General features: G+C 76.7%; 15 protein-coding genes. 11 read left to right on the top strand and 4 right to left on the bottom strand.

Going from position 1 to position 12,584, the window contains the following annotated elements:
• Both ACYVQV_RS10270 and ACYVQV_RS10275 read left to right on the top strand, forming a co-directional pair.
• The coding region (locus ACYVQV_RS10270; protein ID WP_461023191.1) for an aldehyde dehydrogenase family protein at positions 1–1,319 on the top strand (1,319 nt) is incomplete at its 5' end.
• A 10-nt stretch (positions 1,320–1,329) separates the two neighbouring features.
• Positions 1,330–2,163 carry an SDR family NAD(P)-dependent oxidoreductase gene (locus tag ACYVQV_RS10275; protein ID WP_461023192.1) on the top strand — a complete coding sequence of 278 codons (834 nt, stop codon included), beginning with the start codon at positions 1,330–1,332 and terminating at the stop codon, positions 2,161–2,163.
• Positions 2,164–2,210: 47 nt separating this feature from the next.
• Here the strand turns inward: ACYVQV_RS10275 and ACYVQV_RS10280 are convergent, their stop codons facing one another.
• Complete coding sequence (locus ACYVQV_RS10280; protein WP_461023193.1) at positions 2,211–2,618, bottom strand: ATP-binding protein; 408 nt, start codon at positions 2,616–2,618, stop codon at positions 2,211–2,213.
• Positions 2,619–2,858: 240 nt separating this feature from the next.
• Between ACYVQV_RS10280 and ACYVQV_RS10285 the strand changes: the two genes are divergently transcribed.
• The 3 genes from ACYVQV_RS10285 (at position 2,859) to ACYVQV_RS10295 (ending at position 5,890) form a co-directional block, all read left to right on the top strand.
• Positions 2,859–3,686 carry a GAF and ANTAR domain-containing protein gene (locus ACYVQV_RS10285; RefSeq protein WP_461023194.1) on the top strand — a complete coding sequence of 276 codons (828 nt, stop codon included), beginning with the start codon at positions 2,859–2,861 and terminating at the stop codon, positions 3,684–3,686.
• Positions 3,687–3,859: 173 nt separating this feature from the next.
• Positions 3,860–4,720, top strand: coding sequence for a manganese catalase (locus tag ACYVQV_RS10290; protein ID WP_461023195.1), 861 nt, complete (start codon positions 3,860–3,862; stop codon positions 4,718–4,720).
• Between the two features lie 39 nt (positions 4,721–4,759).
• A complete protein-coding gene (locus tag ACYVQV_RS10295; RefSeq protein ID WP_461023196.1) occupies positions 4,760–5,890 on the top strand; it encodes a putative manganese transporter in 1,131 nt (376 codons plus the stop codon).
• Positions 5,891–5,932: 42 nt separating this feature from the next.
• Here the strand turns inward: ACYVQV_RS10295 and ACYVQV_RS10300 are convergent, their stop codons facing one another.
• Positions 5,933–6,787 (bottom strand): ATP-binding protein, encoded by an 855-nt coding sequence (locus tag ACYVQV_RS10300; RefSeq protein WP_461023197.1) that lies wholly within the window; start codon positions 6,785–6,787, stop codon positions 5,933–5,935.
• A gap of 135 nt (positions 6,788–6,922) precedes the next feature.
• On the opposite strand from ACYVQV_RS10300, the gene ACYVQV_RS10305 reads away from it, so the two are divergent.
• Positions 6,923–7,654, top strand: coding sequence for a response regulator (locus tag ACYVQV_RS10305; RefSeq protein WP_461023198.1), 732 nt, complete (start codon positions 6,923–6,925; stop codon positions 7,652–7,654).
• Between the two features lie 52 nt (positions 7,655–7,706).
• On the opposite strand, the gene ACYVQV_RS10310 is transcribed toward ACYVQV_RS10305, so the two are convergent.
• Positions 7,707–9,377 (bottom strand): RecQ family ATP-dependent DNA helicase, encoded by a 1,671-nt coding sequence (locus tag ACYVQV_RS10310; RefSeq protein ID WP_461023199.1) that lies wholly within the window; start codon positions 9,375–9,377, stop codon positions 7,707–7,709.
• An 85-nt stretch (positions 9,378–9,462) separates the two neighbouring features.
• On the opposite strand from ACYVQV_RS10310, the gene ACYVQV_RS10315 reads away from it, so the two are divergent.
• The 4 genes from ACYVQV_RS10315 (at position 9,463) to ACYVQV_RS10330 (ending at position 11,824) form a co-directional block, all read left to right on the top strand.
• Positions 9,463–9,873 carry a PaaI family thioesterase gene (locus ACYVQV_RS10315; protein ID WP_461023200.1) on the top strand — a complete coding sequence of 137 codons (411 nt, stop codon included), beginning with the start codon at positions 9,463–9,465 and terminating at the stop codon, positions 9,871–9,873.
• Positions 9,874–9,992: 119 nt separating this feature from the next.
• Positions 9,993–10,238, top strand: coding sequence for a hypothetical protein (locus ACYVQV_RS10320; RefSeq protein WP_461023201.1), 246 nt, complete (start codon positions 9,993–9,995; stop codon positions 10,236–10,238).
• Positions 10,239–10,310: 72 nt separating this feature from the next.
• Entirely contained in the window at positions 10,311–11,537 is a 1,227-nt protein-coding gene (locus ACYVQV_RS10325) for an APC family permease (protein WP_461023310.1), read from the top strand.
• 68 nt (positions 11,538–11,605) lie between these two features.
• Positions 11,606–11,824: a hypothetical protein gene (locus tag ACYVQV_RS10330; protein WP_461023202.1), complete on the top strand. Its 219-nt coding sequence runs from the start codon at positions 11,606–11,608 to the stop codon at positions 11,822–11,824.
• A gap of 75 nt (positions 11,825–11,899) precedes the next feature.
• Here the strand turns inward: ACYVQV_RS10330 and ACYVQV_RS10335 are convergent, their stop codons facing one another.
• The gene (locus ACYVQV_RS10335) at positions 11,900–12,241 is read right to left on the bottom strand and encodes an ArsR/SmtB family transcription factor (protein ID WP_461023203.1); all 342 of its coding nucleotides are present in this window, start codon (positions 12,239–12,241) and stop codon (positions 11,900–11,902) included.
• Between the two features lie 114 nt (positions 12,242–12,355).
• Between ACYVQV_RS10335 and ACYVQV_RS10340 the strand changes: the two genes are divergently transcribed.
• A complete protein-coding gene (locus tag ACYVQV_RS10340; protein ID WP_461023204.1) occupies positions 12,356–12,574 on the top strand; it encodes a hypothetical protein in 219 nt (72 codons plus the stop codon).
• Positions 12,575–12,584 lie beyond the last annotated feature (10 nt).

Raw genomic sequence — 12,584 nt, forward strand, 5'->3', positions numbered from 1 at the left:
CCGTCGACGCCGCCACCCGTGCCTGGCCGGCCTGGCGCGCCACCCCGCCCGCCGAGCGGGCCGCGGCGCTGCGCTCGGCCGCGGCCGCCGTGCGCGAGGCGGCCGACGACCTCGGCAGCCTGCTGTGCTCGACCACGGGCCGCCTGCTCGGTCAGGCCACGGAGTCGGCCCAGGTGGCGGCGGACCTGCTCGAGGAGGCGGCCGTGACGGGCCTCGCCGACGCCGGTCGCACGTTGGCCGGCGCCGGCACGGCGGTGGACGTCGTGCGACGCGAGCCGCGCGGCGTCGTCGCCGTGATCACCCCGTGGAACGACCCCTACCCCGCCGCGGCCGGCCTGCTGGCCGCGGCGCTGGTGACCGGGAACACCGTCGTCCACAAGCCCTCGGAGCGCAGCGCCCGGCCGGGCTGGGAGCTGACGCGCCGCGTCGCCGAGCACCTGCCCCCCGGGGTGCTGGACGTCGTGAACGGCGACGGCGAGACGGGCGCCGCGCTCGTCGCGGACCCGCGGGTGGCGCTCGTCGCCCACGTCGGCAGCACCGCCTCCGGGCGCGCCGTCGTCCGGGTGGCGGGTGCCCGGGGTGCGCGGGTGCTGCTGGAGAACGGCGGCAAGGACCCCCTGCTCGTCGACGCCGGCGTCGACCCCGTGTGGGCCGCCGAGCAGGTGGCCGTCGGGGCGTTCACGAACACCGGCCAGCTGTGCACGTCCGTGGAGCGGGTGTACGTGCACGAGGACGTCGCCGACGCCCTGCTCGACGCCCTCGTCGAGCGGGCGGGGGCGATGGTCGTCGGCGACCCGTCCGACCCGGCGACGGACCTCGGCCCGCTCGTCGACGACGAGCAGCTCGCCGTCGTCGCCGGCCACGTCGAGCAGGCGGTCGCCGCAGGGGCACGGTGCCTGGCCGGTGGCCGCCGCCTGGAGCGCCCGGGGGCGTTCTGGCCACCGACCGTCCTCGACGGCTGCACCGACGACATGCCCGTGATGCAGGAGGAGACGTTCGGGCCGGTGGCCGCGGTGCGGCGGGTCCGGGACCTGTCCGAGGCCGTCGACCTGGCCGGCGGCGGCCGGTACGGCCTGGCCGCGACCGTGCTGACACCCGACGTGGGCCGGGCGCTGGCGGCGGCCGACCGGCTGGACGTCGGCACCGTGAAGGTGAACGCCGTCTTCGGTGGGGCCCCGGGCGGCTCGGCCGACCCGCGCGGCGACAGCGGCGGCGGGGCCGGGTACGGCCCGGACCTGCTGCGCGAGATGACGGTGCTCAAGGCGGTGCACCTCGAGGGCGCCGTCACCCCGGCGACGAGCACGCACGGCACGACGTGAGGAGCGGATGATGAGCGAGCCGACCGACGCACCGCAGACCACCTCGACCCGCCCCCTGGCCCTCGTCACGGGCGCCTCGTCGGGGATCGGCCTGGAGCTGGCGCGCCAGCTCCTGGCCCGCGGTCACGACGTCCTCGCCGCCGCGGAGGACGAGTCCGTCCACCGGCTGCCCGACGACCTGGGCGGCGCCGGCGGCGTGGTGCACGCCGTGCGGTGCGACCTGGCCACCGCGGACGGCGTCGAGGAGCTCGTGCGCTCCCTCGACGCCCTGGAGCGGCGGCTCGACGTCGCCTGCCTCAACGCGGGGGTGGGGGCCCACGGCCGGTTCGACGAGGTGCCGCTGGCCGACGACCTGCGAGTGGTCGAGCTGAACGTCACCGGCACCGTCCGGCTCGCCAAGGCCGTGGTCCTGCGGATGGTCGCCGAAGGCGGCGGGCGGCTGCTCCTGACCGCCTCGGTGGCCGCGACGATGCCCGGTCCGCTGTACGCGACGTACGCGGCGTCGAAGTCGTTCGTGCAGTCGTTCGGACGGGCGCTGCGCGAGGAGCTCGACGACCGGGGCGTCGTCGTCACCACCCTCCTGCCCGGCCCGACGGACACGGCGTTCTTCGACCGGGCGGGGATGCAGGGCACGCGCGCCGCCGAGGGCCCCAAGGACGACCCCGAGGACGTCGCCCTGGCCGGGTTGGACGCGCTGCTCGCCGGCCGCGGCCAGGTCACCCCCGGGTCGGGCGCCGCCCGGACCGCGTTGAACAAGGCGCAGGTCGCCGCGGCCGGGCTGCTGCCGGACGCCGTGCGGGCCCGGATCCACGGCGTGCTGACCCGGCGTCCCGACGACGCCTGAGCAGCCCGCCGGGACGAGGCGGCGGGCTCCGGTCGAGCGGGCTCAGGTCAGGCCGGGTCGGCGCCGTCGGGCGGCGGGGCGGGCGCGTCGCCGTCCAGCGGCAAGGTGGTCGTGTCGTCCCGGACCACGGCCCACACGTGCTTGGCCGCGCCGTCGACGTACCAGCCGACCTCGACGGACAGCCGCCGCACGACCTCCAGCCCGTGCCCTCCGTGGCCCGGCGGACGCGGGTCGGGCAGGTGCGGGGGCACGTGCGGGCGACCGTCGCTCGCACGGACGAGCCAGCCGCCGTCCGTGCGGGCGACCTCCACCGCGACGGGCCCCTGCGCGTGCCGCAGCGCGTTGGCGCCGAGCTCGGTGGTCACGAGCTCCAACCGCCCGACGACGTCCTGCGGCCAGCCGTCGCGCCGGGGCACCCCCCCGGCGGTGACGACCTCCGTCAGTCCGTGGCGCACCCGTGCCAGGCTGGTGAGACCGGGCAGGTCCCACGTGCGGCGTGGCTCCGTCAGCCGGTGCGGCGGCGGGCCCTGCTGGAGTGCGATGACGTCTGCTCCCTGGTGGCCGGTGTCCGCGAGGTGCTGGCCCGCACACGCTAGAGCAGCGCCGAGCCCGCTGCCCGCCGGAAGCGTAGGGTTCACCGGGTACCTGCCCCGGGGCGCCCCCCGCGTCCCGTCCCCGATCGAGGTGCCGCACGCATGACGGAACCGCTCTCGCCCGAGACGTTCGCCCGGCTCGCCCAGGAGATGTCCTCGGCGCGCGAGGTCGAGCACACCCTCGAGCAGGTGGTGCGGCTGGCGGCGCGCACCGTCGACGGCTGCGACGCGGCGGGGGTCTCCCTGCGCGTCGGGCAGGGAGCCGTGGAGACCCCCGCGTGCACCGACCCGGTCGTCGCGCGGGCGGACAGCGCGCAGTACGAGCTCGACGAGGGGCCCTGCCTGGACGCGATCCGCGAGCACACGGCATACGTCGCCCAGGACCTCACCGTCGACCGGCGCTGGCCACGCTGGGCGCCCCGCGCGGTCGAGCTCGGCCTCGGGAGCATGCTGACCGTCCGCCTGGCGGCTCCCGAGGGCACCATCGGCGCGCTCAACCTGTACGCGCGGTCGGCCGACGCCTTCGACGCCGCCGACGTGGAGGTCGCCCAGGTGTTCGCCGTCCACGCGGCCCTGGCGCTGGCCGCCAGCCGCGAGGCGGACGGGCTGCGCACGGCGATGACCTCGCGACACGGCATCGGCCTCGCGCAGGGCATCCTCATGGAGCGGCACGGCCTGACCCCGGACATGGCGTTCGCGGTGCTGCGCCGCTACTCCCAGGACGCGAACGTCAAGCTGCGCGACGTCGCCCGCCAGGTCGTGGAGGGGCACCCGGCGCTGCGGTCCGGGGACCTCGGGGTCGGGGCGCGACGGCGCGGCGCGGCGGCCGTGCCGCTGGCGGTCAAGCCCGGGCCGCCGCCCGCGGCCCGGCACGCCGGTGGTGACGCCGTGGACCGCCCCGCGCGACCTGAGGGCTCCACACAGGGCTGAGGACCGGTCCGCGGCTCAGGTCCGGTCGACGGCTCGGACCCGGTCGACGGCTCGACGGCTGGGCTGGCCCCCGGGGGCCACGGCCCGGCCCCGCGGGGACGTCGTGGGTGGGAACGGTGGGGGGTGACGCCGCAGGACGGCGGCGGCACCGACCGAACCACCGGAGGACACCGATGTTCACCCACGTCCACGACCTGCAGTTCGAGGCCAAGCCCGACGGTCCCGACCCCGCGTTCGCCCGCCGGCTCCAGGAGGTGCTCGGCGGCAAGTGGGGCGAGATGACCGTCGCCCTGCAGTACCTCTACCAGGGCTGGAACTGCCGGCTGCCCGGCAAGTACAAGGACATGCTGCTGTCCATCGGGACGGAGGAGCTCGCCCACGTCGAGATGATCGCCACGATGGTCGACCGGCTCCTCAACGCCTCCCCGCTCAGCGTCGACGAGGCCGACAACACGAAGGGTCTGGCCGCGACGTACGGGGCGTCCAACCCGCAGCACACCATCGTCAACGGTGGCGGCGCGTACCCGCACGACAGCAACGGCGTGCCGTGGTCGGGGGCGTACGTCACGGCCAGCGGCAACCTGCTGGCCGACTTCCACTACAACGCCACGGCGGAGATGCAGGGCAGGCTCCAGGTCTCCCGGCTCTTCCACATGACCGACGACCCGGGCGTCAAGGACATGCTCCGGTTCCTCATCACGCGTGACCACTACCACCAGATGCAGTGGCTCGCGGCGATCGAGGAGATCCAGGCGGACGGCCTCGACGGCGTCCCGGTCCCCGAGGCCTTCGACCTCGAGGAGGAGCACGAGGAGTTCGCGCGCACGTTCCTCGTCGCCTCGGACGGACCGCAGGCCACCGACGGCCGCTGGGCCAGCGGTCCGGGCGCCGACGGTCGCGGTGACCTGACCTTCGGGCCGATCACCGCGCACGGCGAGCGCCCGACGCTGCCCCCGGGCGACCCGCGGCTGTACGGGACGCCGCCGGCCGACCCGCAGACGCTGCTGCAGAAGGCCAAGGACGCCCTGACCTGAGCCGGCCCGTCCGGTCCGACGGTTCGTGAGGAGCTTCCCGTGGTCGACGAGGTCGTCCTGCAGCCGCTGTCCGCCGCCTTCCTGGACGTCGGCGTGTACGTCGCGCTGTTCGCCGCCGCCGCCGCGTGGCTGCGGTGGCGGCACGGGCAGCGGCTGCAGGACGCCCTGCACCGGTACCGCCGCCGCGGCCCGGTCGTGGGCGCGCTGCTCGGGGTCTCCCCGGGGTGCGGCGGCGCCGTGCTCGTCGTGCCGCTGTACGTCAGCGGCAACGTCTCGTTCGGCACCGTCGTCGCGGCGCTCACCGCCACCATGGGTGACTCGTCCTGGGTGCTCCTGGCCGGCTCGCCCGGCACCGCGGTGGCCGTGCACGTCGTCCTGCTGGTGACCGGGCTGGTCACCGGGTTCGCGGTCGACGCCCTCGGCATCGACCCCCGTCGCGGACGGTCCGGTGACCGGTCGGCGGCGACCCCGCCGGTGCCCGGCCAGGTGCGCCCGCCGACGTCCCCGCTCCCGACTCCGCGGTCAGGGCTCGACCGCACGCGCACCCGCGTCCTGCACGGCGTCGGTCCGGTGGCCCTCGCGTTCTGGCTCGTGGCCGGGGCCGGCGCGGGTGTCGGCGTCCCCGTCTCCTTCCGGCTCCTGGACCCCGCCCTCCTGGGCGCCGGGGGCTCGGTGGACGTGCCGCTCGTGGTCGGTGCCCTCGGCACCTGCCTGTGCGTCGCGATCTTCGTCCGCGGGCGCGGCCGGTTCGCCGACGACGCCGGCGAGGACGCCGGGTGCTGGACCGCGGACCTGCCGACCGGGCTGCGGCACGCCGCCTCCGAGACCGCGTTCGTCGTCGTCTGGGTGGCGGTCGCCTACGTCGCGCTGTCCCTGCTCGATAACACCGTCGGGCTCCCGCTGGAGGCGCTGCCGCTGGCCGGCGCAGCCGGGGTGCTGGTCGGCGCCCTCGTCGGCCTGGTGCCCGGCTGCGGCATGCAGATCGCGTTCACCAGCGCCTACCTCGCCGGTGCCGCCGGGGCCCCGGCGCTCCTGGCGAACGCCGTCGCGCAGGACGGCGACGCGCTGCTGCCGCTCCTCGCCCTCGACCGCCGTACCGCGGCCACCGCCTCGGTGATCACCACGGTTCCCGCACTGGCCGTGGGTTCGCTGGCGCTGCTCGTGCTCTGACCACTCCGTCCCCGCCGTCCCTGGAGGTCCCTCGTGCTCACCTCACGCGCACGGGCGCTGCACGGCGTCCTGCTCGCCACGTACGTGCTGGCCGTGTCGGCCGTCGCCGTGCAACCGGCTCGGGGCCCGGTGGCCGCCGCGTTCGTCCTGACCGCCCTGCTCGTCGCCCGGGAGCTGGCACGCCGGCACCTGGACGCGCACGGACCACGTCGTCCGGTCGGGGTCCTGTCGGGCGACGACGGACCCGAACATGTCGTCCACCAGGCGGTGCACCAGCCACAGCCCCAGGCCGCGGGGTCCGGCCGGCGGCTCGCGTCGAGCCAGGGCGTGGGGCACCACGTCGGGTAGGCGTCCCGGCTGGTGCACGCGCACCTGCACCCGACCGCGGAGCAACGTCGCCCGCACGCGCACGGGACCCGGTTCGAGGGCGTGCTGGCTGGCGTTGGCGACGAGGTTGCGGACGACGGCGAGCAGCCGGCGGCCGTCCACGGTGGTCCGTGCCGCCGGTCGGGTGACGTGCGGGACGAGCGCCCACGGCCGGCAGGCGCGAACCAGGACCTCGTCGACCGGGCAGGGCTCCGGGTCGCGGCGACCCGACGCGAGCGCCACGACGAGGTCGAGCACCCCCAGGACGTCGTCGGCGCAGGCGATCGCCAGGTCGAGGTCACCGTCGAGGTCCGGCCCGACGTCGTCCGCGGGGTCGGCCTGGGGGTGACCGCCGGCCACCGGCCAGACCGGTGGTCCGGGGACGCGCCGGTGCCTCTCGCGCAGGGTGTGCAGGAGCCTGCGCTGCACGCGCAACGGCCCGAGGAGCTCGTGCTCGGCGACCCGGGCGAGGACGGACGGGGCGGGTGCCGTCGCGGGTTGGGCGGCTGCCGGGGTCGCTGGGTGGTTCACGTTGCCTCCGAGGTCGTCACCCCGGTGTTCCCCGTCGAGGTGACGGCATGCCCGTCGCCGGGTGGGGTACCGGCCGGGCGGTGTCCGGCCGGGCCGCGGTGGCCCACCGGGACGAAGCGGCACGGGGGTGCCTGCGTGGACCTGCTCGGGGTGGACGGTGACGTCCGGGTGGTCGTGGTCGACGACCACCCGCTGTTCGTGCGCGGGCTGGTGACACTGCTGCCGGAGGTCTCCGGCGGGCGGGTCCAGGTCGTCGCCACCACCGCGGACGCCAGCGCCGCCGGGGCGTTGGCCCATCGTCACCTGCCGCACCTGGTCGCCGTCGACCTGCTCATGCCGGAGCCGGGTGGTCTGCGAGCGATCGCCGCGGTGCGACGGACCGAGCCGCGGTGCCGGGTGGTGGCGCTGTCGGGGACGGACGACCTCGACCTGGCCACCGCCGCCCTGGAGGCCGGTGCGCACGGCTTCCTGCCGAAGTCGGTCGAGCCGGAGGACCTGGTGGCGCCGCTGCTGGCCGCCGCGGGCGGGTGGGCGGTCCTGCCCCCGGCACTGCTGCGCCGCGTCTCGCGGGTGGGTGCACGACCGCAGCCACCCGGGGTGGGCGGCGCGGAGCGGCACCTGTGGCGACGGATCGCCGAGGGCCGCACCACGGCCCAGGTCGCCGCCGAGCTGCACGTCTCCGAGCGGACGGCGAAGCGGATGACCGCGACCCTGCTGCGCACCCTCGGGGTGGCCAACCGCGCCGAGGCGGCCGAGCTCGCCGGGCGGGTCGGCCTGCTCCAGCGTCCCCGTGACCCGGAGGACCCCGCCGACACCCGCGGCTGGCCGGCCGGCGCCGTGACGGGTGCCGACGGGCACGACGGCTGAGCGACCGCTGGGCGACGGCAGGGCGACGGCTGCGGTGGCGCCGGGACGCCGGTCAGCCGGGCTCGGCGACCAGGACGTCGGAGTCCGCGACGAGCCCGGCGGCGAGGGTCCGGTACCCCTCGGCGTCGAAGAGCACGGTGAACCGGTCCCCCTCGTGGCTCATCACGACGCCCGGCCCCCACTCGCGGTGCCGCACCCGGGTGCGCGGCGGGAAGGACCCGGCGGCACCGGCGACGAGGTCGGCCTCGACCTGCTCCCGGTGCTCGCCCGCGCGGCCCGAGCGGCAGGTGTCGCAGGCCCCGCACAGGTCGGGCAGCTCCTCCCCGAAGTAGCCGAGCAGCAGCTGGCGCCGGCACCCGGTGGTCTCGGCGAACGACCGCACCATCTCCACCCTGGTCCGGTCCACCCGGACCCGGGCCTGCGCGAGCTCGCGCGCGCTCGCTGCTGCCTCGTCGGCGTCGACCCCCCGGCGGGCCCGGACGCCGCGTGCGGTGACGTCGACGGCCGCGGCCTGCTCGAGCAGGTTGACCAGGCCCGTCAGGCGCCGCGCGGGCAGGTCGAGGCGGCGGGCGAGCGCGGTGGCGCGGACGCGCCGTCCGGCGTCGCCGTCGCGCTGCAGGGCCCGGACGACGCCCGCCAGCTCGTCGGCGTCGGGGTCGCGCAGCGCCTGGAACCTGCGGACCGCGAGGTCCTCGGGCCGGTAGTGCAGCACGGCGCGGGCCGGCTCGCCGTCCCGCGCGGCACGGCCGACCTCCTGGTAGTAGGCGTCCAGGGAGCCCGGCGCGGCGGCGTGCACGACGGCGCGCACGTCGGGGACGTCGACGCCCATCCCGAACGCGCTGGTCGCCACCACGACGTCCAGGTCGCCGCTCCCGAACCGCTCCTGGACGTCGGTGCGGTCGGCCGCGCGCAGGCCGGCGTGGTAGGCGGCGGCGCGCCGTCCCCGGCCGGCGACGTCGGCGGCCAGCCGCTCGGTGTCCTTGCGCGTACCGGCGTAGACGAGCACGCGCCCCTCGACGGCCGCCGCGTCGTCGACCACGGCGCGCTGCTGGTCGGCGCGCTCGGTGTGCCGGACGACGGCCAGGTCGATCTCGGGGCGGTCGAAGCCGTGCACGACCACGAGGGGGTCGCGCATCCGCAGCCGCTGCACCACCTCCTCGCGGACCGGGGGCGCGGCCGTGGCGGTCAGGCCGAGCACCGTCGGGTGCCCGAGGGCGTCGACGACGTCCCCGAGCCGCAGGTAGTCGGGGCGGAAGTCGTGGCCCCACCCGGACAGGCAGTGGGCCTCGTCGACCACGAGCAGCGCCGGGCGCAGGTCCCGCACGCGGCGCAGCACGTCGGGCCGGGCCAGCTGCTCCGGCGCCAGCAGCAGGAACCGGGCCCGACCCGAGCCCACGGCGTCCCAGGCCTCCTCCGTCGCCCGGCGGGACAGCGCCGAGCTGACCGTCACCGCTCCTCCGGCCCGCGGGTGCTCCTCGATGCCGGCGGCCTGGTCCCGCTGCAGGGCGATGAGCGGCGAGACGACGACCGTCGGCCCGTCGAGCAGGGTGCCGGTGACCTGGTAGACGGCCGACTTGCCGTGCCCGGTGGGCATCACCGCGAGGGTGTCCCTGCCCTGCAGGACCGCCGTCATCGCCCGCAGCAGCCCGGGGCGCAGGTCGTCCCAGCCGAAGACGTCGGCGGCCGCTCGTCGCAGCCGGTCGGCCGGCTCGTTCGTCGTCACCCCGAACTCCTACCCCGGCGGGCGCGAGCACGCGCGCCGGAGCCGTGGACCGGGTGGCGGGCACGCACCTGGCTAGGGTGACGACGTGACGAGCGACACGACGAACGCGCTGGGCGGTGGCCTGGTCGAGCTGCTGGGGCTGCGGACCGTCGAGGCCGCCGGCGACCGGGTCGTGCTGGAGCTGGACGCCGACGCGCGCCACCACCAGCCCTACGGCATCGTCCACGGCGGCGTGCACTGCGCGGTGGTGGAGACCGCCGCGAGCGTCGCCGGGGCGTTGTGGCTGGGCGAGGCGGGCAAGGTCGTGGGCGTCAGCAACCAGACGGACTTCCTGCGGGCGGTGACGACCGGGACGCTGCGCGCGACCGCCACGCCGCTGCACCGGGGCCGGCTGCAGCAGCTGTGGCAGGTGGAGGTGCGCGACGAGCAGGAGCGGCTCGTCGCCCGTGGCCAGGTGCGGCTGCAGAACCTGCGCGCCGAGTACGTCGAGCGCTGACCGGTCGCGGCGCGGTCATCGCGCACCCGAACGGTGGTCAGACCTAGCGCTGACGCTCGTCACGACGTACGGTGTCGCCGGGTCAGGCAGTCGACCCGCGGGCGCGACCAGGGAGAGCCGTGACGATCCAGCAGCTGCCGCCGGACACCGAGCCCGGGGCGAGCGACACCGCGGCCGGTCAGGCCGTCGACGCGACCCACCGCACGATCGTGCTCCTCGACCTGACCGAGCGGCTGATCGCCGCCAACCCGCACGTCCCGGCCGGGGAGGTGCTGGCCGCGGTGCAGCGGCGCGCCACGACCGAGGTCGACCTCCGTGCGCTGGAGTCGGCGCTGGTCGTGGAGCTCGCGCAGCGCACCGGCTGAGCGCGGGCCTGGCACCCTGGCGCGGTGCAGCAACCGGCTCTGGCCCGGCGTCTGGGCCTCGGGGACGCCGTCATGGTCGGCCTCGGGGCGATGCTGGGCGCCGGCGTGTTCGCGGCGTTCGCGCCCGCGGCCGGCGCGGCCGGCGGCCTGCTCCTGGTCTCCCTCGCCGTGGCCGCCGTGGTCGCGTACTGCAACGCCACGTCGTCCGCGCGCCTGGCCGCCCGTCACCCGCAGTCAGGGGGCACGTACGTCTACGGCCGCGAGCGCCTCGGCCCGTTCTGGGGGTACCTGGCCGGCTGGGGCTTCGTCGTCGGCAAGACGGCGAGCTGCGCGGCGATGGCGCTGACGGTCGGCTGGTACGCCTGGCCCGAGCAGGCGACGTGGGTGGCCGTGGCGACGGTCGTCGCCCTGACGGTCGTGAACTACCTGGGCGTGCAGCGCAGTGTGGCCGTGACGCGCGTGGTCGTGGCGGTGGTGCTCGTCGTGCTGGCGGCCGTCGTGGTCGCCGTCGCGACGAGCGCCCCGGGCGTCGGGGACGCCGGCGGGGCAGCCGGCGGAGCCGTGCGCGGGCCCACCCCGGGCCCGCTCGGGGTGCTCCAGGGCGCCGGCTTCCTCTTCTTCGCCTTCGCCGGGTACGCCCGGCTGGCCACCCTCGGGGAGGAGGTCCGGGCCCCGGCGCGGACCATCCCGCGGGCGGTCCCGGTGGCCCTGGGGGCCACGCTCGTCACGTACGCCCTGGTGGCCCTGGCGGTCCTGCACGCGCTCGGCCCCGACGGTGTGGCCTCGACCTCGACGCCGGTCGCCGAGGCGGTCTCGCGCTCGACGTGGGCCACGTGGCTCGAACCCGCCGTCCGCGTGGGGGCGGTGGTCGCCGCGGCCGGCTCCCTGCTGTCCCTGCAGCTCGGCGTCTCCCGCACGACCCTGGCGATGGCCCGCGACGGTCACCTGCCGCGCACGCTGGCGGCCGTCCACCCCCGGCACGCCGTCCCCCACCACGCGGAGCTGGCGGTGGCGCTGGTCGTCGTCGTGGTCGTGCTGCTCGCCGACGTCCGGGACGCGATCGGCTTCTCCTCCGTCGCGGTGCTCGTGTACTACGCGGTGGCCAACGCCTCGGCGCTGCGGCTGGACGGCGACCGGGTGGTCCCCGTGGTGGGGCTGGTGGGCTGCCTCGCCGTGGCGCTGAGCCTGCCCGCGAGCTCCGTGCTGGCCGGGGGGGCGGTGCTGGTGGTCGGCGCCGCGTTGTGGTGGGTCCGTGCCCGGTCCACCGATGGCGGGGTCGGCGCGCGCGGTGCAGGGTGAGGGCACCGGTCGGCCGGTCCGGCCGGTGGGCCCGACCGGGCCGTGACGGCGAGAGCGGAGGAGCACCGGTGAGCGAGGAGCCGCTGGAGAGGTCCCGGGAGAGCCTGGACCAGGCGAAGGACGCCGCGGAGGAGGCCCGGGCGGCCAACCCTGCCGCGGGGGACGACGACCGCGAGGACGGCCGGGCGACGGAGGCCGAGGGCGGTCCGCAGCGCGTCGACGCCGCGGGGCCGGAGCGCGGCGACTCCCTGCCCGGCGAGCGCGAGGACGTCACCGGCGACCGCTGAGGACGGCGCACCGGTCCTCTGGCCGGTCGCCCTCCGGCGGGGGCCGGCGCGTGCGCCTGCCCTGGCGGGAGGCGGTCAGGGCGCGCGCACGTCGCGCAGCCGCAGGGCGTCGGCGACCGCGGCCAGTCGCTCCGGCACGAGCGAGTAGTAGACCCAGGTACCGCGTCGCTCCCCGGTGACCAGGCCGGCGTCCTTGAGCAGCTTGAGGTGGTGGCTCGTGGTGGCCGCGGTCTTGCCGATGGCCCCGGAGACGTCGCACGCGCACAGCTCGTCGCTGCGCAGCAGCATCGAGAGGATCTTCACCCGCGCCGGGTCGGCGAGGGCCTTGAAGGTCCGCGCCAGCTCCGTCGCCGCCTCGTCGTCGACGTCCGTCGCGGCGGGTGCGCAGCAGGTGGCGAGGGCGGGTACCGAGGTCATGCGCCCAGGCTACGGGCTCGATGGGAGTTCTTCGAGAAATCTCGAAATTTGCTTTGACGTTCGTCGAATCGGTGTTTAGATGTTCGTCGAACCAGTTCTCTCGAGGAGGTCCCTGTGAACCCTGTCCAGTCCACCGAGGTGGTCGCCGAGCGCCGCGCCCAGCACGAGCGCACCGTCGGGGCCCGCTCCCTGCAGCGCCTGGCCGCGTGCTGCCGTCCCGGCACGTGGGCCCGCGTGGCCCGCAGCGTCGCCGGCCGGCTGCACGCCGCGACCACGGCCCGCACCGGCTCGGCCACGACCGACGCCGCCACCTCCGCCACCTGCAGCGCCTGAGGAGGGCACC

The sequence above is a fragment of the Thalassiella azotivora genome (genome assembly GCF_054781695.1).